Annotated in this window: 20 protein-coding genes; 19 read left to right on the plus strand and 1 reads right to left on the minus strand. The window is 40.6% G+C overall.

Annotated elements, in window-relative coordinates; translation table 11 throughout:
* Window positions 1-170: 170 nt before the first annotated feature.
* Complete coding sequence (locus Q4575_RS01755) at window positions 171-2054, plus strand: EAL domain-containing protein (RefSeq protein WP_303521143.1); 1884 nt, start codon at window positions 171-173, stop codon at window positions 2052-2054.
* Here the strand turns inward: Q4575_RS01755 and Q4575_RS01760 are convergent.
* Window positions 1981-2919: a 1-aminocyclopropane-1-carboxylate deaminase/D-cysteine desulfhydrase gene (locus tag Q4575_RS01760; RefSeq protein ID WP_303521144.1), complete on the minus strand. Its 939-nt coding sequence runs from the start codon at window positions 2917-2919 to the stop codon at window positions 1981-1983. The two genes, Q4575_RS01755 and Q4575_RS01760, sit on opposite strands and share 74 nt — an antisense overlap.
* Window positions 2920-2990: 71 nt before the next feature.
* Here Q4575_RS01760 and Q4575_RS01765 point away from each other — a divergent pair, with 71 nt between their 5' ends.
* The 18 genes from Q4575_RS01765 (at window position 2991) to Q4575_RS01850 (ending at window position 23650) form a co-directional block, all read left to right on the plus strand.
* Window positions 2991-3947: a hypothetical protein gene (locus Q4575_RS01765; RefSeq protein ID WP_303521145.1), complete on the plus strand. Its 957-nt coding sequence runs from the start codon at window positions 2991-2993 to the stop codon at window positions 3945-3947.
* Entirely contained in the window at window positions 3944-4555 is a 612-nt protein-coding gene (locus Q4575_RS01770; RefSeq protein ID WP_303521146.1) for a PilN domain-containing protein, read from the plus strand. Before Q4575_RS01765 ends, Q4575_RS01770 begins: the two co-directional genes overlap by 4 nt.
* Complete coding sequence (gspM, locus tag Q4575_RS01775; protein ID WP_215963231.1) at window positions 4555-5214, plus strand: type II secretion system protein GspM; 660 nt, start codon at window positions 4555-4557, stop codon at window positions 5212-5214. Before Q4575_RS01770 ends, gspM begins: the two co-directional genes overlap by 1 nt.
* Window positions 5215-5221: 7 nt before the next feature.
* Window positions 5222-5530 carry a hypothetical protein gene (locus Q4575_RS01780; RefSeq protein ID WP_303521147.1) on the plus strand — a complete coding sequence of 103 codons (309 nt, stop codon included), beginning with the start codon at window positions 5222-5224 and terminating at the stop codon, window positions 5528-5530.
* Complete coding sequence (mshL, locus tag Q4575_RS01785; protein ID WP_303521148.1) at window positions 5523-7211, plus strand: pilus (MSHA type) biogenesis protein MshL; 1689 nt, start codon at window positions 5523-5525, stop codon at window positions 7209-7211. Before Q4575_RS01780 ends, mshL begins: the two co-directional genes overlap by 8 nt.
* A gap of 2 nt (window positions 7212-7213) precedes the next feature.
* Window positions 7214-8128, plus strand: a complete 915-nt coding sequence (locus tag Q4575_RS01790) for an ExeA family protein (protein WP_215963234.1) — start codon at window positions 7214-7216, stop codon at window positions 8126-8128.
* Window positions 8128-9372: a lipopolysaccharide assembly protein LapB gene (locus Q4575_RS01795; RefSeq protein ID WP_303521149.1), complete on the plus strand. Its 1245-nt coding sequence runs from the start codon at window positions 8128-8130 to the stop codon at window positions 9370-9372. Before Q4575_RS01790 ends, Q4575_RS01795 begins: the two co-directional genes overlap by 1 nt.
* Before the next feature lie 3 nt (window positions 9373-9375).
* Window positions 9376-11103, plus strand: coding sequence for a GspE/PulE family protein (locus Q4575_RS01800; RefSeq protein WP_303521150.1), 1728 nt, complete (start codon window positions 9376-9378; stop codon window positions 11101-11103).
* A gap of 15 nt (window positions 11104-11118) precedes the next feature.
* Window positions 11119-12336 carry a type II secretion system F family protein gene (locus Q4575_RS01805; protein ID WP_215963237.1) on the plus strand — a complete coding sequence of 406 codons (1218 nt, stop codon included), beginning with the start codon at window positions 11119-11121 and terminating at the stop codon, window positions 12334-12336.
* Between the two features lie 3 nt (window positions 12337-12339).
* Window positions 12340-12861: a hypothetical protein gene (locus Q4575_RS01810; RefSeq protein WP_303521152.1), complete on the plus strand. Its 522-nt coding sequence runs from the start codon at window positions 12340-12342 to the stop codon at window positions 12859-12861.
* Window positions 12862-12962: 101 nt separating this feature from the next.
* Window positions 12963-13523 (plus strand): prepilin-type N-terminal cleavage/methylation domain-containing protein, encoded by a 561-nt coding sequence (locus Q4575_RS01815; protein WP_272180987.1) that lies wholly within the window; start codon window positions 12963-12965, stop codon window positions 13521-13523.
* A gap of 24 nt (window positions 13524-13547) precedes the next feature.
* Window positions 13548-14063 (plus strand): prepilin-type N-terminal cleavage/methylation domain-containing protein, encoded by a 516-nt coding sequence (locus Q4575_RS01820; RefSeq protein ID WP_215963240.1) that lies wholly within the window; start codon window positions 13548-13550, stop codon window positions 14061-14063.
* Window positions 14064-14109: 46 nt separating this feature from the next.
* The gene (locus Q4575_RS01825; protein WP_215963241.1) at window positions 14110-14607 is read left to right on the plus strand and encodes a prepilin-type N-terminal cleavage/methylation domain-containing protein; all 498 of its coding nucleotides are present in this window, start codon (window positions 14110-14112) and stop codon (window positions 14605-14607) included.
* Window positions 14594-15184, plus strand: a complete 591-nt coding sequence (locus Q4575_RS01830; RefSeq protein WP_303521153.1) for a prepilin-type N-terminal cleavage/methylation domain-containing protein — start codon at window positions 14594-14596, stop codon at window positions 15182-15184. The genes Q4575_RS01825 and Q4575_RS01830 overlap by 14 nt, the downstream gene beginning before the upstream one ends.
* Window positions 15184-16017, plus strand: coding sequence for a type II secretion system protein (locus Q4575_RS01835; protein ID WP_303521154.1), 834 nt, complete (start codon window positions 15184-15186; stop codon window positions 16015-16017). Before Q4575_RS01830 ends, Q4575_RS01835 begins: the two co-directional genes overlap by 1 nt.
* Complete coding sequence (locus tag Q4575_RS01840) at window positions 16007-16507, plus strand: MSHA biogenesis protein MshP (RefSeq protein ID WP_303521155.1); 501 nt, start codon at window positions 16007-16009, stop codon at window positions 16505-16507. Before Q4575_RS01835 ends, Q4575_RS01840 begins: the two co-directional genes overlap by 11 nt.
* Before the next feature lie 14 nt (window positions 16508-16521).
* Window positions 16522-22446, plus strand: coding sequence for a DUF6701 domain-containing protein (locus Q4575_RS01845; RefSeq protein ID WP_303521156.1), 5925 nt, complete (start codon window positions 16522-16524; stop codon window positions 22444-22446).
* 160 nt (window positions 22447-22606) lie between these two features.
* Window positions 22607-23650, plus strand: coding sequence for a rod shape-determining protein (locus Q4575_RS01850; protein WP_215963245.1), 1044 nt, complete (start codon window positions 22607-22609; stop codon window positions 23648-23650).
* Window positions 23651-23711 lie beyond the last annotated feature (61 nt).

Consider the following 23711-nt stretch of genomic DNA (forward strand, 5'->3'; position numbering starts at 1 on the left):
TCTTAATGTACGAAGGACTTCAATATTTGGCGTCCGGATCTGAAGGTGTTATGTCAATATTGAGGTACTTTAAACAATATTTTTTTTTGTATTCTTAAAGCAGAACGCTTGCCAAACGCGTTATAGCCTATTAGATTGAATGGCATAATAAAAATAATTAGCGCAGGGATATGCAACTTTCACGGACTATTTATCGAAGCTTAATGCGTTCAGCTATCGTATTAGTATTCTCGATATTTTTGTTATTCAATATTGTCATTATCGTTGACGGTGAGTCCGATCTTGCTGAGCAAGTGCAAGCTCAAAGTACCTTTTTAGCTAACCTAACACCTTCCGAAATTAAATCTGCTCCCGCTCTGTTTGACACGATATTAGCTTGGCGTTTAACCGATGATTATGGCGAAGTTCTCGCTACAAAATCGGTGGATTTTAGTTGGTATCCAGAAAATATAGAGTTCGAATCCGATTACGGCACCATTTATTTATCTCACGAATCACTCCTCGCAGCTATTTTATTTGAGTTGGCACTCGCTAACTCCGTTCTGCTTGTTCTATTAATGATTAATTTGGCGAGCAGCCATAGAAAAGTTTATGGCGCGTGGCATGTATTTATGCAACTGGAAGCTTGGGCGAATCGATACACTAAAAGTGGCGACTTTCGTTTTTTTGTTAAAAATACGGATTACAATTTAGTAAATACCGTACGGACCTTACATCAAAATAAACAAGACGCTCAGCAAGGTGGCAATAAAGTTGATCATTCAATAAGAAGCCAAACCTTTTTGGATAACGCGACTGGTTTAGGTAATCGGCTTTATTTTGAACAAAGATTAGAGTCATTATTACAGCAAGAAGATGAAGCATATGGAGCCGTGTTAATTGTGCAATTTGGCGCACTCGACGACTTCGAAGATGACGAAGGTGAGTTTGATTTACTGCTATCCCAATACTCCGGAATTTTGAAACAATACGTGGATGACACTCAGCAAAGTCTGGTATCGCGTATTAGTCACTCAGATTTTGCAATTTTATTGCCATTTGTTGATATTAAAGAAGTTGAACGTGTCGCCATGAATATTCTACGAATGGGACAAAAAATAGAACTGCCTGAAAAGTATGATAAAAATGCAATCTGTCATATTGGAGCGGATTTGTTCACTGTGCGAGATTCGTCGTTTCAAATTTTGGCTGAAGCCGACATGGCTTTGCGTGCAGCTCAGCTACATGGTCCATCAGGCTGGTTTGTGTATGAAACGGATTCGCTGCCACAGTCCGATATTAAGGGCTCTGTGCGGTGGCGTACCGCTATCGAAAATGCAATTACAAACAACAAATTTAAATTGTACTTTCAACCTGTTTCCGATTATGACAGGCATGTTCATCACTTCGAGGTGTTTGTCCGCATGGAGGATGACAAACAAGGGTTGATTAATGCACAGGTATTTTTACCTATGGCTCGTAAGAGTGGTTTGATCCCTGAAGTCGACAAGCAAATGTTAACCTTGTTAATTGAAACGTTAAAAACCGACGTAACTCATATGATCTCGGTGAATATTCACATTGATAGTTGGTTAAATAGAAAATTTGTAAATTGGCTAATATCGTTTGTTAAAGCTAATCGTAACGTAATTGACCATATAATATTTGAAATTTCTGAGTTTGAGTTGGCTCAAAATGCTAAAAAGCTAACCACAATATTTGCCGCATTAAATCGTTACAATGCCAGAATTATGGTCGATCAAGTGGGGCTATACGTTCTTGATACAAGCTACGTAAATTACATTAAGTTGGATTATGTCAAATTGCACCAGAGCATTGTCAATAACATACATGACCGCCCAGAAAATCAAATGTTTATACGGAGTTTGCTTGCAATTACCAATCAAAAATCCTTAACAATGTTTGCTGTAGGCGTAGAAAAACATGAAGAAATTAGAGTGTTACAGCGTTTAGGGATTTCTGGGATCCAGGGTCACTATGTTAGTTCGCCGTTGCTTCAATTACCGAAATCCAATCAGATGCTGAAATTTTCTGGCGATAAATTAAACCACTAATCCCTTGTAATCCTCCGGTATGAATCACCAAAATTTTCTCGTCATCTGGAATATTTAGATACTCTCGATGTAAACAAAGGTTAAACAATAGTTTTCCTGTATAAATAGGTTCGACAGGAATACCTGTTTGTGTAAAAAAATCGAGACAAAATTCCGCAAGTTCTGGGGTTACTTTTCCGTATTTACCACTTATTGGGTTGTATTTGAGCGTCAATCGATTGCCATATTTCTTGGTTAAATTAGTTATTAAAGTGTCGTCTCTAACAACTGCTACGCCAATACCGTTATGGGGTAAGTTGTCCATTAAACCACTGACGGTACCGCCGGAACCTACGGCTACAGCAAATCGGTCGAATTCACATTGCTGGCTAATTTCATCCGCCAGTTCTTTTAAGCCTGCGCCAGCGGCTTCATTGCTGCCGCCTTCAGGAACAAATAGATAATCTGGGTATTGCACCTTTAAAGACGTTATGAAGCCGGGGTCGTTGCGTAAACGGTATTCTTGTCGCGTCAACTTGATTAGCGTCATACCGCGATCTTTTGCTAAACGCAAAGTTGGGTTTTTGCTATCAATGTGATCTGTTCGAATAAAGCCAATGGTTGGAAATTCGGCCTGGTGGCCGAGAGCAGAGAGCGCCGCAATATGATTAGAAAAAGCGCCCCCAAAGCTCGCAATCCCTGCAAAATTGGCATTTTGTGCTAGATTTAAGTTGTATTTCAACTTTCGCCATTTGTTGCCAGAAACAAGGGGGTGAATTAAATCATCACGTTTGACCAAAAAAGTAAGTTTTTTTTTGTCGCTCCGTTGATAAGATACTTGTTGTACAGGAGTAACCGGTTGAAAATTAAAAAAATCAGTATTCATAGATGATTAGTGTTGAAGTTGAATAGCGTAACAGGATACATTACAAGGCTATGACGGAGTAACAAAAATAAATGAAATCAATGCTTCCAGCCTTTTTGCAAAAGTTGTTAAATCGTAAATCGAATGGCCTACATGTTGGGATTGCCATCCATAAAGAAGTTGTGCGCGTTGTTATGTTGGAACAAGGCGAAAAAGGAATGCTTTTAAATAAGCATTTTGATGTTGCTTACTCGTCTGAAGATCAACTACCAAATGTACTAGAAACCATTATAAAAGAAAATGATATCGTCTCTGGGTCAATCTCCATCGTATTACCGAGTCATCGTTCTCAAAGTACCCAGATAGAAATTACTGAGTTGCCTGAGCAAGATATTCAAGAAGCATTGCCCTGGAAGCTTAAAGATTTAATTTCGATTCCGCCTCTTGATATGGTGTGTGACTATATAGATATGCCGCTGCAACCTTTTGGGCAAACACCAAAAGCACAAATAATTGCAACATCGCGAAGCTACCTAGAAAAAATATTAGAGCCATTTCATGATGCTGGCGCGAATGTCCTAGAAATATTCACTGAACAATTTGCGGTAGCAAAGTTGCAAAGAAGTGAAAATACAGCGCAGTTAGTTTTTTTACAGCACGCTAAAAGTGATGCCATTATTTTAATATTAAAAAACCAACAAATTTGTTTTGCTCGTAAAATTCGTGGTGCAGAAGCACTCAATACAATGACGCCAGAGCAAATTCAGATGGGCGGCACAGATAATGTGGCAGTTGAAATTCAACGTTCTATTGATTATTACGAAGGTCAGCTAAAGCAGCCCCCGATTAAAAATGTATTTATAGCGATAGACAGCGCCAATATTCAAGCCATTGTCGATGCATTAGATTTAAGTTTACCGGTTAAAAGTAAACCCTTTTCATTTGATGAAATAGCTAATAATTTACAACTGAGTCTTAAGTTTATCCCGGCATTAGGTGCTGCAATGTCGACCGTAGTCGAACGTCATGAAGAGGACGTTTCAGAATGAAGATAACGATTAATCTATACCAAGATTCGCTTAGACCACAAAAAAATTATTTTACGTTAACAAATGTGCTTATTGCCAGTGCGGCATCACTTTTGATTATGCTGAGTTGGGCCGGTTCTATTTATTTGAAGAATTTAGATGTGATAACTGCGGCAGATAAAGTGAATATGGAATTAGGTTATGTTGAGCAGGAACTTGCCAATTACCAGCAAGCATTAATCAAGCATAATGATTCCGCAACATTTACGTCACAAAAAATAAAATTTGAGCGCGAATACCAAGTTAAGAATATTTTGTTAAGCAAAATAATGCACAAACAATCCGGCAAGGGTGTCAATTTTTATCACGTTATGAAAGATTTAACGGAACATCATGATCACGAAATTTGGTTAACAGATTTTATGTTTAATGAAAATGACGTGGTATTTAACGGATTCACCACACATTCAAATGCTGTTACACGTTGGCTGACATTTTTACAAACTACAGAATCATTTAAAGATAGAGAATTTAGTCATTTAAGGATTGCGGCAGTTGATGAACAGTTGTTGGGGTTTGAGGCTGCAACGTCAGCTGGACTAATAACTCCTGAAGAAGGGCGTGAATAATGTCGAAATGGCAAGAGTACAGTGACAAGTTTTTAGAACTTTCTCAGCGTGAAAAAATAATCATTTCAGGGTGTGGCGTATTTTTAACGGCTTATTTGGTTTTTATATTGCTGATCGAATCTCAAGTGGCTGTACTGAATAAAAGTCAAAGTGCTCTGTTAAAACATAACGCAAGTTTAGCTAATGTTCGGGCGCAGATTGAAGAAGTTAAACAAGCGCTAAAAAACGATCCTAACGACCAAGTAAAAAAAGATATTGAACGACTAAAAGCGCAACTTGATGACGTTAATCGCAAGCTAGATAAAACTTTGGTCGATTATGTAGCACCGAAAGAAATGGCAAAGGAACTTACAAGTTTGTTAAGTACCTCTAGTGATGTTCGAATAATTGGTGTAACGATTTTAGCACCTGAAAAAATTGATATTGATGTAAAAGATATAGAACAATCTGACGCCTTACCTGAATATTATCGACATGGGTTTGAAGTTGTTGTTTCTGGTGAGTATTTCAACCTAATGAATCTTGTTAAAAAAATATTGTCTCAGAACAATAAGTTCTCAGTCACTAATCTCGACTATCATGTAACGACCCATCCTACGGCGGACATGACATTATCCTTGGTAACCGTGAGCGACAGTAAAAATGTTATTCGATTATAAGAAATATTTGGTCATCATAATTATCAGTATTTTTCCAAACACTGTGTTTTCTGACACAGTGCATGATCCCACTGCACCAAAGATATTTGGTAACGTGGATTCTGCAGGTACATTTAATCGCGCGACCGCAGCAGTTGAAGAAGAGTTGACCTTGCAGGGAATTGTAAATAAAAAAGACACCCGTATGGCTATTATTAGTGGCCAATTGCACCGCGTCGGTGAAATGGTTAATGGGTATAAAATCAGCCAAGTTAATAACAATAACGTGGTTTTGACAAAATCAGGGTCACAAAAAAGACTATATGTTTATGAATAATATTATGCCGAAATTTAATGTAATTTTATCAGTGGCGATAGCGACTAGTTTGTTAGCTAGTTGTAGTTTAACGCCTACACCTGAAAGATCAGAAGAAGTTCATGAAGTTTTTGACGAAACTAAAAATGCGCCTTTAGTGATCCCAGACTCGGTTAATGCTGATCTTATGGCATCAAACTCAAATTCGGTTGAAATGGCTGTCATAGAAGAGCGTTTTAACGTTTCAGCAAACAACGTCCCCGTTAAACCATTTTTGCAAGGTTTAGTCGAAGACTCACCTTACAGTGTGGCTTTTCATTCAGGGGTTGAAGCAAATGTGAGTCTTGATTTAAAAGACGTCACAATAAATGAAGTAATGAACGTATTAACAAGTCTTTATCCACTTGACGTTCAATATCACGGCAAAGTAATCCAAATTTTTCCAGCCAAAATTAAAACAGAAACATTAGCAATAAATTACCTAATGCTTAAACGTTTTGGCATGACCTCTACAAGTATTAATTCCGGCGGCATTGTTCAACAAAATGGCCAAAATGGCCAAAACGGTCAAAGCGGCCAAAGCAGTCAGAGCGGCCAAAATTTTGGTAGTAGCAATAGCAATAGTAATCAAGGAAGCACACAATCTGGCTCGAGTAGCATGAATAACATGGGACAAAGTGCGGGCTCGAACATTCAAACTACGTCAGAGAGCGATTTTTGGCAAGAGCTTGAAGACACTTTGAAAATGATTATGAGTGCAAGTAGCGATGACGACAACGCCGTTGTTATTAGTCCTCAATCGGGTTTGATTACCGTCCGTGGTTTTCCATCTGAAATCATGGCAGTGAAAAACTTTGTGAAGCTTTCCGAAGAAAGTTTAACTCGGCAGGTTGTGCTAGAAGCCAAAATAGTTGAAGTCGCATTAGATGATAACTATAAGCAAGGTATTAACTGGCAAAATGTTTTAGCGGATAAAAATGGGACTGATTTTGCGTTTAATACGTCTTCAAGTGGTTCATTTGGTGATGAAATCTCTGCGGCATTAGGCGGAGTTACAAGCTTAACCATTAATAATGTCGACTTTGGCGGTGTTGTGAGTTTGCTTAAAACTCAAGGTAATGTGCAAGTTCTATCGTCACCGCGTGTTACAGCGACAAATAATCAAAAAGCGGTTATTAAAGTGGGTGAGGACGAGTATTTCGTAACAGACGTTTCAAATACAACCGTTACTGGTACTGCGACGTCAAGTACACCAGAAATTAACTTAGAACCATTCTTCTCGGGAATTGCGCTGGATGTAACGCCACAAATTAGTGAACAGGGTGACGTGATATTGCATGTGCATCCGTCAGTAACAGAAATTGCTGAACAGCAAAAGGTCGTCACGCTTAATGAAGAGCAATATGTGTTGCCATTAGCGAAAAGTAACATTCGTGAATCAGATACGGTAATTCGGGCCAAAAGCGGTGAAATTGTTGTTATCGGTGGCCTGATGCAATCGGCTAAAACAGATGAAGAGTCTCGAGTACCATTTTTAGGTGCCATACCATTTTTAGGTAATTTGTTTAAATCGAAACAAGATTCAGAACGTAAGAAAGAGTTGGTCATTTTAATCAGACCAACGGTTGTTGGAACCGGTACATGGAAGGAACAAATGCAACGCAGTGCGGATGTGCTGAATCGTTGGTATGGTGACAAATAAACATGTATTTGTACCACTTTGGGATGCGAGAACTGCCGTTTTCGCTTACCCCTAATACAAATTTTTATTTTGGCCTCCCGAGCCATAATGAAGCAATGCAAGTTTTGATGACCGCATTAAAGACTGGCGAAGGCTTTATCAAAGTGACGGGCGAAGTAGGGACGGGTAAAACGTTGCTTTGTAGAAAACTTCTTAATGAAATGCCAGATGCATTTGAAGTTGCCTACCTACCAAACCCATGTCTCTCACCTGAAGAAATCCGTTATGCATTTGCAAGCGAGTTGGGGATTAAAGGGCTAACCCGAATTAACCAACAACAATTAAGTCAGAAGATTCAATTGAAACTGGTTGAGTTAAATCAGCAAGGGAAGGGAGTTGTGCTTGTTATTGATGAGGCACAAACCATCCCGTGGGAAAGTTTTGAAGCTTTGAGATTGTTTACCAATCTGGAAACTGAGTCAAGAAAACTAGTGCAGGTCGTTTTGTTTGGCCAACCGGAACTTGATGAGATGTTGGCGTCTGAACGTTTAAGACAACTTCGTCAGAGAATTACTTTTTCATATAAATTACGCAGTTTAAATATCGATGAAATGAACGCTTATGTAAAGCATCGGATGGTTATGGCTGGTTATCAAGGGGCGAATGTTTTCACACCGAATGCCCTGAAAGCCGTATTCAAATACAGTACAGGTGTACCAAGATTGGCCAATATTATTTGTCATAAGGCACTAATGTTAACTTATGGTGAAGGGGATCATAGCGTCGACAAAAAGCATATTGTTGCCGCCGCAAATGATACTGACGGCGTTATTAAATCGTCGAGACGAAATGTCTGGTTGTTGGTATTTAGCGTTTTACTGTCATGCATTGCAGCAGTTGCGATTTGGCAAGCGCCATATTTGCAAGGAGCAAATTGATGAGTGTAATTAATAAGATGTTAAAAGATTTAGATCAGCGCCAATCCGAGGCTCCTGATGAAAATCAATCCAATATAAACCGAAACTATGTGCCAGTTGTAAAATCAAAAACGAATTGGTTGCTAGTGGTCATGTGCTTAATTTTGGTTGCTTTAGTGGTCATCGGTTGGAAGTTAAGTTTTTCAAATAATGAAAGCCAACCAGCATCAAATAACTATCCTGCGACTGGAGTGTCTCAAAACGAGCAATCTAGTCTTAAAATAACTGCGCTCAAAGCCCCAGTTAAAAACGAACAATTGACCGCTCAAAGCGAAATTAACCGCGTACAAAGTAGCCCTGCATTAGATTCAGAACAAAGAAGTAAAGCTGAGGCTGAACTTAGCAATCAATTGTCGAATATTGTGCAAGAGCAAGAACTTATGGAAACCAAAGTTTCCAACCCTATAACATCAAGTCAAACGGCAACTGAACAAGAACCTGCACCGGTTAAAAAGCTTGCGTCAGCCGAGGCTAAAGTTGTTGAGAATAACCGAAAAGAACAACTACCTGAGACAACCTCCGTGGCTTCAATTCGTCAGGATAGTGCGCAAGCGAGTGAACAGTCAAACGCAGTAGACGAACCTTCAAACATAAACGAATCTAGCTTTGTCATAGAGCGTACAAATGTGTCGTTAACACCTGAACAGCGTGTCGAGAAGCTACTTGTTTCGGCTAAAAAGTCATTTGATAAAGGTTATATCAGCGAAGGTATTACACAGCTTGAACAGCTATTGAAGATGTCTGACGGACACATAGAAGCTCGTAGTTTGTTAGCTGGTGCTTGGTATGGTCGAGGTGAATCTAACCGTGCTATTTCTATTCTTAACAATGGCTTACAACGCTACCCCAATATCGAATTGTGGCGCTTAACGGCAGCGAAGATCTTCTTTAAAGAAAATAACGCTGCGGGAGCTTTGTCGTATCTTGATGTACAAATAAACGATGCGTCTATTGAGTTTTTAACGATGAAAGGCAGTCTCGGGCGTCAACTACAGCAGTTTGATAAAGCCGAGCAGGCGTATTTACAACTTATCGAATTACAGCCTAAAAAAGGCAACTGGTGGTTAGGGCTAGCCATAGCGCAAGACAGTCAAGGTAAGTTTGAACAAGCGTTAGAAAGTTATACAACATTATTGCAGTTAGGCGGCGTATCAAAAGATTCGATGACCTTCGCCAAACAACGCAGCACGGAATTGAAGGGTTAAATCATGGCAGCTCCAAAACTCAAAAAACGACTAGGTGATTTACTTGTCGATGAAGACATAATCACCGAAGCGCAATTGATGTCGGCCTTATCGGCGCAAAAAGAGACTGGCCGTAAGTTAGGTACCGTATTAATTGAGTCGGGGATTATCAGTGAAGAGCAGTTGCTACGCTTTTTGGCGCAACAGCTAAACCTGCCTTTCCTAAATATATCTGATGTTCAAATTGATGAGAAACTCGCTAGTGAATTATCCGAAGTTCATGCTAGACGACTACGCGCAATTATTTTAGAAAGTTCGGACCAACATATCACTGTAGGTATGTCTGACCCAGCGGATTTAGCGGCAATCGAGCAACTAGATAGTTTGATTGGTGAAAAACGATTAGAAATAGTCGTGGTAAGAGAAAGCCAAATTTTAGCGGCATTTGACGGCCTATATCGCCGAACAAAAGAAATTGAACAATTTGCGCATCAGCTTCAGGCAGAATACGAGGAAAGTGCTGATTTTGACTTCGCCACAATCGATGGTGATGGCGAAGGCGATACTGTAGTTGCGAAACTTTTACGGTCTCTGTTTGAGGATGCTGTTCAAGTTAGAGCGTCGGATATACATATCGAACCTGATAAAAATTGCCTTCGAATTAGAACTCGTGTTGATGGTATTTTACAAGAAAGCATACTCGGTGAAGTTAATATTGCGCCGGCACTGGTACTTCGTTTGAAGTTGGTGGCTGGCTTGGATATTTCAGAAAAACGTATACCGCAGGATGGTCGTTTTCATATCAAAGTAAAAGGCCACGAGATCGACGTTCGTATTTCAACGATGCCTATCCAACACGGTGAATCGGTTGTAATGCGTTTATTGGATCAAAGTGCGGGTTTGTTGACGTTAGAAACAACAGGTATGCCAGCGAAAATTTTGGCAAAAGTGCGAAAGCTAGTAAAAAGTCCCAACGGTATGTTTTTAGTCACGGGACCAACGGGTTCTGGTAAAACAACAACGTTATATGGTTGCTTAAGTGAATTAAATACCTCGTCTAGTAAGATTATTACGGTTGAAGATCCGGTGGAATATCAGTTACCTCGGATTAACCAAGTACAAATTAATACTAAAATTGACCTGTCATTTTCTCGAGTGCTAAGAACCGCGTTACGTCAAGATCCAGATGTCATAATGGTTGGTGAAATACGAGACCAAGAAACCGCTGAAATTGGCTTGCGGGCTGCATTAACCGGTCACATGGTTTTATCTACGCTCCATACTAATGATGCGATATCAACCGCGCTGCGATTGATTGATATGGGAGCGGCTCCTTATTTGGTGGCAAGTTCGCTGCGTGCGGTATTGGCTCAACGATTAATTAGAAGAATATGCAACGCCTGTAAAGTGGAATATAAACCAGAGCCACAGGAAATTATTTGGGTATCCAATATTGCTAAACAAGATAAAAACAATGTTGTTTTTCATCATGGTAAAGGCTGTCAAACGTGTAATGGTACAGGCTACAAAGGGCGTATCGGTGTATATGAGTTGCTGGAAATGACTAATGAAGATTTGATTGGCGCGTTAAGAAATGGCGATACGGAATTATTTTCGTCAATAGCGAAGTCAATGCCAGGTTATCAAACACTTGGGCAAGCGACATTAGAATATGCTGAACAAGGTATCACAACGATAAAAGAAGTCCTTCGGATTTCTGATGTTGTTTCCGATACTGTGACGTATAACTAAAGGGTGCTGAAGTAGATGCCGTTTTTTCTTTATCAAGCTCGGGATGCAAAGGGTAAACTGACCAAAGGTCAGGTCGAAGCCCCTAATGAAAGTGCTGCGGCTGAAGTCTTGGTAGCACGGCAGGAGATCCCACTAAAAATTACGTTAACAGATGAAGCGGGTTCACAAGTAGATTTTCTTGAGGGAATTTTAAACCGGATTAATACTCAGCATCTGGTGGTGTTTTCTCGGCAAATGTATTCGTTGACTAAAGCTGGTATTCCAATGATCAGAGCGATTGTTGGTTTAGCTGATAGTTCGCAAAACCCTGTATTGAAAAAGACATTACGAGATATCGCACAGCAACTTGAACGCGGAAGATCATTATCCGCAGCATTTTCAAGTCATCACAAAGTATTCCCTAGGTTAGCTGTCAGTATTGTTCATGTGGGGGAAAATACGGGTCGTTTGGAAGAGGCATTTTTACAGTTAGCTGAATATTTTGAACGAGATGAAGAAACTCGAAAACGCATTAAATCGGCGATGAATTATCCGACAACCGTTCTGATTGTTATCTGTATTGCCATGGTTGTTCTAAATATGTTGGTTATACCGCAGTTCGCAGAGATGTTTTTAAAACTGGGATCAGATCTACCGTTTACCACCAAGTTATTGATGAGCTCGTCCAGCTTTTTTGTAAATTATTGGCAATTGTTGTTAGTGGCTGTTGTGTCAGCGATATTGGGCTTTAGAGCTTACAAAGACACAGAAAAAGGTAAATTAAATTGGGATAGAATTAAATTAAAAATCCCATTTGTTGGCTCAATTATTGAAAGGAGTTTACTAGGTCGTTATGCCCGTAGCTTTTCAATGATTTTAAACTCAGGTGTGCCTATGACTACGGGGTTAACTTTAGTCGCCGAGGCTGTTGATAATAAGTATATGGAAAAACGAATTATCGAAATGAGAAAAAATATTGAACGTGGTGATTCATTGTTAAGGTCTTCTGTAGCGAGCGAGTTGTTTTCACCGCTTGTGTTGCAAATGGTTGCAGTTGGTGAAGAAACCGGCCGAGTGGACGAGTTGCTTAAAGAAGCAGCTGATTATTATGAACGCGAAGTCGATTTCGATTTAAAGAGTTTAACCGCCAAAATAGAACCCGTATTAATCTCATTTGTAGCGGTAATGGTCGGTGTATTAGCGCTTGGTATATTTACCCCAATGTGGGATATGATGGGTGCGTTTAAAGGATAGTTAATGTTTCGACAACAATACACGGACAACGATGCAATTAATGGGCATACGCTCACCAAGTTTGTTGTTTCGGCGGTATTGGTGTCAGGTTTAGTTTTTGGCGGACTAAAGGCATTTAATTTAATCATCAGTGATACTGAATTGTTAACGTTAGAGTTAAAACAAGAGCGGCTGGAAAGAGCCTTAGCTTATATCCATCAACAGTGGAACCAACGTGGACAACCGCGGCAGCTAACGCTCAAGTTTCAATTTAGCACTGGAGAACTCTATAACTGGGTGGTGAATGTGAATAAATTTGGGTGGCCTGTGGTTATTGGCGACTCTAAAGGTGATGTAGTAAAAAATTTAGATTGTGACAACATTTGGCGATTTTTAGTGTTGGAACAAACAAATGAACCGGTAGATTTAGACGGAGTGCAAGTTTTGCAATCTCGAAATAAATGCCAATTTGAAAAGAAATTAAGCAAACAACGATTATGGAAAGTCGAATACAACACTGAAAACGGACGTTTGCTCAATAATTGATTATTATTTGAAAAATAAACGTAAAATTCGCAGTTTTATAGTTTTCAAACACGTCTTTTTTTATATAGACTAAAATTATCGTGATTAGAGGTTAATTAAAAATGAAAAAACAACAAGGCTTTACCATAATTGAATTGATTATTGTAATAGTAATCATTGGTTTACTAGGCGCAAATGCACTGCCTCGTTTCTTAGGGGCGACAGATGACGCAAAAGATGCATCTGTAGAGGGGGTTGCAGGTGGATTTGCAAGTGCCGTTGGACTTGTTCGTGCCGAATGGGAGCTAGCTGGTCGTCCAAGCGGCGATACGAATGTTGTATATGACACCGTATCAATTGATGTTAATGATTTGGGTTATCCGGTAGCAACTGCTAATGTTACTACACAGGGTGATGATTTAACGGTCGCGAATTGCATTCAAGTTTTTAATGCAATTTTACAACAGCCGCCTACACACATTGCTTTGGGTAGTAGCTATTCAAGTGAGCGTTATCTTGTTAACGCGGGGAGTGCAACTACTCAAGATTGTATTTTTGCATTAGCAAATGGCACAAGTATCGAGTCTGGTGACACTGTTGCAGCAAGTCATTTTACAGCAACTGGTGTTCAGGGTTTTTATTATGACGCAGACGCTGGTCAAATTAGTATTTTTGAAAATTAGGCAATAAAAGGTTAGGAATTAAAGATGAAAAATAAAGCAAACCAAGCTGGTTTTACGTTAATTGAGTTAATCATAGTCATTGTGATTTTAGGTATTTTAGCGGTTACAGCTTCGCCTAAATTTTTAGACATTCAAGGTGATGCGCGTAAATCGACATTACAAGGAATGGCGGGATCATTAAAAGGTGCAGTAAATATAGTGTATTCTAAAGCACTTGTAGCTGGCGAAGCGATTGCAAAAGACCAAACATTAACGAGTAATACTGCTATTACCGTTGATTTTGGTTATCCACAAGCGGACGCAGCGACAATTAAAGCTATGCTTGATTTAGCCAGTACCGATTGGGAAGTTGGCGTTACATCAGCAGCAGCCACCAATACAACGTTGCGTATTTACCCAGTTGGTCAGTATGACGGCCTTGCAACAGGCGAAGATACGTTGATCACTACTAATACGGACCTTGGGTGCTACGTTCAGTATGTAATGACAGAAACAGCAACAAGCGTACCTGCTATCACAGTAGTTGATACGGACTGTTAATTGTCTATCAATTGACTAAAGCGTTAAAACCAGTAAGTAGAAAAACATGACAACACAAAGAGGTTTTACTCTCGTTGAACTCGTGATTGTCATTGTTGTCTTAGCAATACTCGCGGTATCTGTGATACCGCGTCTTACCTCCATATCGGGTTATGAACAAACGGCTCAGCGCGATGAAACCATTGGTTTGCTGCGCAATGTTCAACAACGAGCAATGCAAAATACCCAATCAAATTATCCGACTTGCCACCGCGTACTATTTTTGGCGACCGAGTTAGGTTTGGCGGCACAACAAATTGGTGGTGAATGTGATACTGGCTTAGCTTCAAGTTCTGGTGCTATTGACGACTTTAATCTCGTTAGTGGGCTTGAAAGTTACACGGCTCTCAATGCGGGGGGCGACAGTATTTCGTCGTTAGATTTTAATTCAATGGGAGTGCCTAGCGTTAATACGGGGAGTTGTGCGCCAGGAGGTTGCCGCATTAATTTTGGGGCCGATGCTGTTTGTATTGAATCGGAAGGATATATACGTGTTTGCCCGTAAACTCAGATTAGCTGACTCGATGGTAAGTTCCAAGCTGAACTCGGCTAAAGGCTTTACACTTATCGAGCTAATTATAGGCATAGTACTACTCGCTTATGCCTTAGTTTTTTTGACATCCGCGTTATTCCCACAGGCAAAAAAAAGCACAGACCCATGGTTTCAAGTACGCTCTGCAGAACTTGCACAATCTTTTGTTAATGAAATTTTGGCCCGACGGTTTGATGAAAACTCACCGCTTTCTGGAAACGATCCAAGGTGTGACGAAGCAGGCGGCACGGCTTGTATCTCAGATTTACCCGATTGCTCGTTAGCCAATGTGTGGACTGAAGAGAGTAGCCGATTATCCTACGATGATGTAGACGATTTTCATTGCTTTAGTGCATCGGGTGATGAGATTACCAATATAAAGAATGTAAAGCTAGTAGACGTTTATAAGCAATTTACAGTTTTGGTTGAAGTTCGATATGCGGGACTTGATATTGGACTTGCCGCACGTGAAGCAAAAAAAATTGTGGTCACAGTTACACCTCCCTCCGGTGGTCCAATTCAATATGCTGCTTATAAGGCCAATTATTAATGATTGGGCCTAAGTGGGTTACGCCAAAACAAAAAAATATTAGCGGATTTACGCTAATCGAACTCGTCGCCGTAATTGTAATTTTGGGGATTCTCGGTACCGCTACGGCAAAATTTTTGGTGTTTGGCACACAGGTATACGTAGACTCTACAACTCGACAAAGTACCTTAAGTCAGGCTCGGTTTGTGGTAGAACGTTTAACCAGAGAAATACGAGATTCAATACCAAACAGCATTAGGATTACGGCAGATAAGCGATGTGTGGAATTTATACCTATTAAAGCATCCGGTACCTATCGAACGGATTTTGATGCGGTATCACCTGCGTCATTTGCGCCACAAAGTGGTACTAAAGCTGACGTGATTAGCTTTAATGGTGAGTATGACTCCGGTGACCGATTTTATATATATGGATTAAAAGCCAATCACCTTTACCGCGATACAGATCGATATAGTGTTATAGATAATGTGACAGGGACAGCGCCTGAGCTCACAGTGGAATTTACAGAGAGTGACTCGTTTGCCCAGAAATCTCCTATTGAACGTTATTATACTGCGGATCATTCCGTTATTTATTGCATAAACAATAGCAATTTATATCGATTAAAAATTAATACAATACGTGCTGGTCAGCGCGATTATTATACTGTGAGTTTGTTAGGCGTTTTAATGGCAGAGGGCATTACTAATTCTCTTCCTGGAGAAGCTCCATTTAATTATAGTTCAGGAGTTTTGTATAGAAACTCTGTTTTTAATCTATACTTAGAATTTGCAGCAAACCAAAACGAAAATATGTTTTTTAACCAAGAGGTGCATATTCCTAATGTACCCTAATCGTAGTGTTAATATGTTTACCCAAAAGTTTGGCTTAGCGGGTAAGCAACTCGGCAGTTCTTTGATAATTGCAGTGTTTATCATCGTTGTAATGTCACTTTTAGCGGCATCATTGAGCCGCAATATTTCGTCAAGCAGTGCGCAAGTAAATAACGAGGTTTTAGGCACAAGAGCACTATTTGCAGCGGAGTCTGGAAATGAAAAAGCGCTCGCTCAAATTTTTCCAACGGCAACGGGAGCAGTTTCAAGTTGCGTAGCAAGTCAGCAAATGTATTTAACGACGATTGGATTTGGTCAATGTACAGTGATTTCGACCTGTACTACCCAAATTTCCGGCGGCGTCAGCTATTATTATGTATCTAGTACAGGGGCCTGTAAGGCAGGCATGTCTGGAAATAATAGTTCTCCAAATAGTACCGATGCACTATGTTTGTCGAGTGATAAAGTATGCGTCAGCAGAACCGTAGATGTTGAAGCTAAAGCGTTTTAATACGGCGAGGTAGTATGTTGAAATTTGTCAGAATCGTATGTGCTTTAATGTTATCTTTAGTGTCGTTAGACGCTATGGCCGGTCGCGCCGTAAACTCAGTTAAACTCAATGGGCAGACGACATTAACTGTTACCGCAGGCGATACGGTTACGGTTGACGTTAATGTTACGACGAATAACAACTGGTTTGGCAACCAATGGCAGTCGTCAATATTCACCTTTAATGGTTCATCTTATTGCGTTGATACTGCTGACGTCGGTAGTAATCAAAATGCGACGCGTAGCTTTAATTTTACCGCGCCATCCACGGCTGGAACCTATAACATAACTGTTTCAGCACATCGATATAGTGACTGTTCTTGGGGATTTTGGTCCTTAAATGGCAGTATAACTGCGAGTGCAGTTCTGATCGTCGAAGCTGGTAACCAGCCTCCATCGGACATAACACTGAGTAATGATCAGGTGTATGTCGGCAATGCGACAACATCGGCCAATATTGGATCATTCACGAGTACAGACGCTGATAGCATCGCGTCGTTTGTTTACAGTTTTGTCGATGCTGGTACTGCAACCGATGCAGGTAGTTGTAGTTCTAGTTCAGATAATAGTCGTTTTAATCTCATAGGGGCTTATTTACAAGTGGGCTCCGCACCTCTAGCAGTTGGTAATTACAATATTTGTGTTCAAAGCTCTGATACCTCTGGCGCAACCTATAAAGAACAATTTACTATCCAGTCAACTAACCAAGCCCCATCGGCGATTAGCATTAATAATAGCACTGTGTCTAAGTCAGGCGCAGTAAGTGGCGCCCCTGTTGGAACGTTTAATTCTACCGATCCGGATAATTCTACACCTTATACTTATACATTAGTCGGAACATCGCAGTCGACTACTGCAGGTTCGTGCAGTACTTCAAATGGAAATAGTGAATTTACTATAAGTGGCGGTGCTTTAATTCTAGCCACAAATCCAGCTGTGGGAAATTATCAAATTTGTGTTCAAAGCAAAGACAACTATGGGGCGTCCTTTAAACAGAATTTAACCATATCTATTACTAATTTGCCGCCAACAGCAATTTCAATTAGCAATTCGAGTGTCGCAAAACCCGACGTTGCCGTGAATTCAACAATCGGCACTTTATCGGTCACAGATAATGATGGTGGTACGCCTGTAACGTACGCTTTAGTAAATGCCACTGCGTCAACCACGTCAGGGACATGTGCAACAGCGAGCGGTAATAGCCAGTTTTCAATAAATGGCACCGAATTACGTTTTGCCCAAAACTCAGTCGCGGGAACGTACGCAGCTTGTGTCAAAGCAACGGACTCTTATGGTGCTTCTTTTAAACAGGTTTTGAATATATCAGTCACTAATGAAACTCCAACAGATATTAGTCTAGATAACTCGACAATCGAAGTCGGGAATACTGGTGTTGGTGCGACCGTAGGGTTATTGACGACAACAGATGCAGATACTAACGATTCATTCACATATTCTCTTATTTCTAGTGGCGCTTCTACTAATGGCGGTTCCTGTTCAGCTAGCAGCGGTAATAGTTATTTCCAAATCGACAATGATGGTCTCGAAACCCAATCTAATCTAACTTCAGGTGACTACGTTGTTTGTGTCCAAACGCAGGACATAGCAGGCAAAAAATTTAAAAAGTCATTTACGATTACGGTAGACGAAACTATTACAGCGACTTATTTAGACAAGTTTGATACCCAAAGTTACGGTAACAATGACGGCGATCTACCATGGGCTAGTGATTGGATTGAAAGCGGAGACGATGGGGATGACGAATTTGGAGACATTTTAATTACCGGCAACCAACTATTGGTGAGTAATAACAGCAACAGTATTCGTCGTGCTGTTGACTTAAGCAGTTATGGAACAGCAACCATTAGTTTTGATTTTCGTTTAGAGGATACTGTGGGTGGTGGCGAATCATTTGATTTGGATATCTCTCATAACGGCAGTACTTGGACAACTTTAAAATCGTTTTCAGATGATGACGCAGACGGGTCATTTAGTATAAATATTGATGACTATTTAACTGCAGACACTCAAGTGCGCATTAATACCCAGTCAAATATGGAAAGTACCGATCATTTTTATATCAACAACTTTGCGATAAATGCATCCGGCACACCTGTTGTTCCAGAACATTCCTATTTGGATCTTTTTAATACTGCTGCATATAACAATAATGACGGGCAATTAAATTGGGCAACCGACTGGGAAGAAACCGGGGACGACAATGATGCTACGGACGGTAACATTCAGATTATAGGGTCTGAGTTATTGGTATCAAATGCAAATACGTCTATTACCCGTACATTAGATTTAACCAATGCTGAAACGGCAGTATTGAGTTTTGACTATCGACTAGAAGACACAGTGGAAACTGGCGAGTCCTTTGATTTAGAAGTCTCTACCGATGGAATAATTTGGACATTACTTAAAGCATTTAATTCGTCAACTCCAGGTGGCAGTTATAGCGTTGACTTAAACGATTATAGAGAAATTAAAACGGAACTAAGAATAAGCACCAAAGCGATTATGGAGCCGACAGATAAGTTTTATATCGATACTTTTGCAGTGGATGTAACAGTCAAAGTAGATGCGTGTTACAACGTGTGGCCTAGCCCAGTAAATAAATCCTCAACCAGTTATTTTAATATTACTCAGGATATGGAAAATGCGACGGATAATTTTTCTGTTGAATTACCTGTGCTTACAACTTCTTTACCAACTGGAACCTTGGTTTACGACAATTTCGAAGTTAATGGTTCAACAGTAGACTTTGCTGGAACTGACCCTGTGATAATTTATGCTAACAATGTCACTATTACTGGCGGTGCATTAAATTTAGACTCACCAAACCCACTTATTATTGTCGCTTTAAACAACCTCGATTTAACGGGTAGCGTCATCCAGGGGGCGATATATACAAAAGACCCATTAGCTGCGATTACTGGAACAGCGATATTTGGCGCGATCACCGGCACAGAAAATATAAATTACATCTATGATAATTCCGATGACACGGTAAACAATCTGTTTTACGACCCATATTATTTCGAGGAAGCTAGCTTAAATGAAGAGTGCGAAATTTTGCCTCAAAGCTGCCCTGATACAACGAGCTATACTGAGATTTTCAGTGATGACTTTAGTACCACAAACGATAATTGGCAGGCGATAACATTCGATAAATCAGGGGCAAACGCAGTTAACCTTTGGCCAGGTGAAACTATCTATTCATCAAGTAACGAAGAACAAGATGTTTTATTTAATATTAGCGGCGGAAAAATTAACATCGCCGGTGGGGTATCGTCTGGCGGCGACAACGAATATGGCGTGATCTTACATGATGTTAGTAACGAAGGGTTTGATCCAACCTCTATTGATAGCTATACAGTTGAAGCTTCACTCACATCAAATTCAAGTGGCACCACCAATAACGACGCGGGCTTAGTATTTGGATATGAAGACCATGATAATTTTTATTTAATCAGATGGACTAAATTTGCACAGGGGTATGCGACGGATACGACTTTCCCTGGTACTCATCGTTCACTTGATTTGCTCAAAGTCGTTGATGGTGTAACGACAATTTTGACGGCAGATTCTTTTTACGATGTTGATGACATTGATATAAAGGTAACGGTAAATGCAGCTGGAATTTCTATTTGTGTCAATGGCATTTCCACGTTGTTTGCCGCAGCCGAACGTCCGGTGTTAGGCGATGTCGGTTTCTTTTCTTACGACAACGATGTTGGCGTGAGTTTTGATGATTTTGTAGTTAAATGTCTAGATTGTGAAGCCAATGTAATTGACCATTACCGTATTGAACACGATGGCAATGGTTTAACGTGTTTAGCCGATACGGTGAAAGTTAAAGCCTGTAAAGACGCAAGTTGCAGTGAGCTTGTCGTTACAGATGTTATCGGTAATATTATTTCTTCAGGCACGCAAGGCACAACAGGCCTTTCATTTGATAATGGGGTGCAGCAACTCAATTTGACGCAAACCAATTCTGGAACGATAAGTTTGTCACTCAGTGGAATGTCACCGGCAGCCACTAATGATATGCAATGTTTAAATACCAGTGATTCTACAGCGAGCTGTAATATGGTGTTTGCTGACTCCGGGTATCTAGTTTCTATCCCCGATTTTGTAGCGGGTTCGATAACGTATGCCCAGTCTAACGGCGGCACATTGGCAAGCGTACAAGCGATAAAGGCGGATGACGCAGGGACAACTTGTGTTCCGGCCTATACCGGCAATCAATCTGTAAATGTGTCATTTAATTATGTTTCGCCAAACACAGGGACTCAAGCATTAGGGTTCTCCACTGACGACAGCAGTTACACCCCGCTTACAGCCGGTGTGGCGTCAAATAGTACATTAAACTTTAGCAATGCTAATGCGACCGCCGAATTTTATTTGGCTTATCCGGATGCTGGGCAGTTAAACCTAACATTTACCGATCCGAATGGTGTTCTTGTTGCTGGAAGTGTTGCAACGGGGAACGATTCATTTGTGATTCGCCCGGCTGAATTACAGATAAAGATGCAAGACAGCAGTGGAACTGATCTCGCTGGTGGTACTTATATGGCTGGGCGGCCATTTAATTTGGCCATTCAAGCGGTGAACCTTGATGGTACGATTACACCTAATTATCAAGCTTCTGCACTGGAAATTAATCCACTTATGTTAGGACCAAGTGTGTCTTCTGGCGCCAATCCAAGTCCTTTCTTCTATGGCAGTTTGGTCTCTACAACAGCAGGAAACTCTGATAATTGGACAGGCATTTCGACAACATTCAGTAATGGTGTTTACTCAAGTAATGTTGCTTCCTTTGATGAGGTTGGTGAGTTTACGTTAAATGCCCGAGACACCTATTTGGGGACTGAAATATCAGCGGCATCGACGGTATCAGCAGGACGTTTTACCCCAGCGTATTTCTCGATTATAGAAACCGAAGCTGGTGATATTGGTGACACTCATACTGCGGGTACAAACGAATTTTCATATATTGGCGAGACGTTAAGTTATGCCACGAATCCGACTTATCAAGTCGTCGCTAGAAGCTACAAAGATGTCACTGTCTTGAATTACGACGGCGGTTACAATCAATTTTCAGGAGCAAACGAGTTTGACTTAACCCTTAGGAAATACACTGACAACGGCACCTCTGGGTTATTTGATGGCGGTTCCTTAAATGCTATTACCGTAACTGACGCAACAGATTGGGATGGTGTCTTTGAATTTTCTCTTGATGATTCGTTTAGCTTTGACAAAACGGCGACTCCAATAAACAAGTTTGATGTTGATTTAGCACTCGAGTTACTGGCCAGTGATTTGACGGATGCAGACGGTATTGGATATGACTCCGATGGCAGTGTAAATGGTATTGCGTATGAAGATTATGATGTGGCTAATATCATAGGCGCCGAAGTCCGCTACGGAAGGGTGAAAACCGAAAACAATTATGGCCCTGAAACCGAAGTGTTAGATTGGACTGCAAGCGTTGAAGAATATGATGAAAGTACAGGGTGGACAACAAACCTGGATGATATCGAAACCATATTTTTAGAGACGTTTGTCACCATCGATGGTTTAAATGACTTTGATGTCGAAACGGCTTCAACTCAATATACGTTGGACGATTCGACTGGTAAAACATATATTGTTGGCCATTCGGGCGTAAGCTCCGTAACGCCTAATTTGGGTGAAGTTATTTTGTCATTTGCGGCACCAGGTGATGGGTTAGTAGGCGGGATTAATATTGGCATAGATTTAAGTACCGACTTGCCTTGGTTGCAGTTCGATTGGGACGGTGATGGTACATTAGATACAAGTGTTCCTACAACGTCCGTTGTATTTGGACGATACCGTGGAAATGACCGAATTATCTATCGTCGAGAACGATAATTACAGTAGACTTGTTATTTATAGAAAAAAAAGGCCGATTTAGGTCTTTTTTTTATAGTTTTATCGTAATTGCCCGAATCCCCGCTTGCTCAGATACAGCGGGTTAGGTAAAGTTACCCGTTGTTTAAAAAATTCAAGTTTCTGAAGGAATAAAAGCGCCATGTTTAAGAGTTTGCGCGGTATGTTTTCAAACGATCTGTCGATCGACCTTGGTACGGCAAATACGTTAATTTATGTAAAAGATCAGGGTATTGTTCTAAACGAACCTTCGGTTGTAGCAATTCGTCAGGAACGAGCTGGTGGACCAAAAAGTGTCGCATCAGTGGGGACCGAAGCAAAACGAATGTTAGGTCGTACGCCTGGAAATATTAAAGCAATCCGTCCTATGAAAGACGGTGTTATTGCCGATTTTTATGTTACCGAAAAAATGCTACAACACTTTATCAAACAAGTGCACAGCAATAACTTTTTACGCCCGTCTCCGCGTGTTTTGGTTTGTGTGCCATGTGGCGCGACACAAGTTGAGCAACGTGCGATAAAAGAGTCGGCACTAGGTGCTGGGGCTCGTGAAGTATTTTTAATTGAAGAACCAATGGCCGCGGCAATCGGTGCAGGTTTACCTGTTTCTGAAGCAACGGGTTCAATGGTTGTTGATATTGGTGGTGGTACAACAGAAGTTGCAATTATCTCGCTTAACGGTGTTGTCTATTCTTCTTCAGTTCGCATCGGTGGTGACCGCTTTGATGAAGCAATTATCAATTATGTTCGACGCAATTTCGGAAGCTTAATTGGTGAAGCAACCGCTGAACGGATCAAGCAAGAAATTGGTTTTGCGTATCCATCGAGTGATGTTAAAGAACTAGAAGTTCGAGGTCGTAACTTAGCGGAAGGTGTACCTCGTTCATTTACGCTTAATTCCAATGAAATACTTGAAGCATTACAAGAACCGTTGTCAGGAATTGTGAGCGCGGTAATGGTTGCTTTAGAACAGTCACCGCCAGAATTAGCGTCTGATATTTCAGAACGCGGTATGGTATTAACCGGTGGTGGTGCACTTTTACGTGACCTAGACCGCTTGTTAATGGAAGAAACCGGGATCCCAGTTATCATTGCTGACGATCCACTAACGTGTGTTGCACGTGGTGGTGGTAAAGCACTAGAGATGATCGATGTTCACGGTGGAGATGTATTTAGCTACGATTAATCGTAGCGGTGCTTTTTAGTTATAAATAGACGGCAGTTTCCACTGCCGTTTTAGTTTAAGT

Origin of the sequence: Psychrosphaera sp. 1_MG-2023 (genome assembly GCF_030548245.1) — a bacterium.
Classification (GTDB): Bacteria; Pseudomonadota; Gammaproteobacteria; order Enterobacterales; family Alteromonadaceae; genus Psychrosphaera; species Psychrosphaera algicola.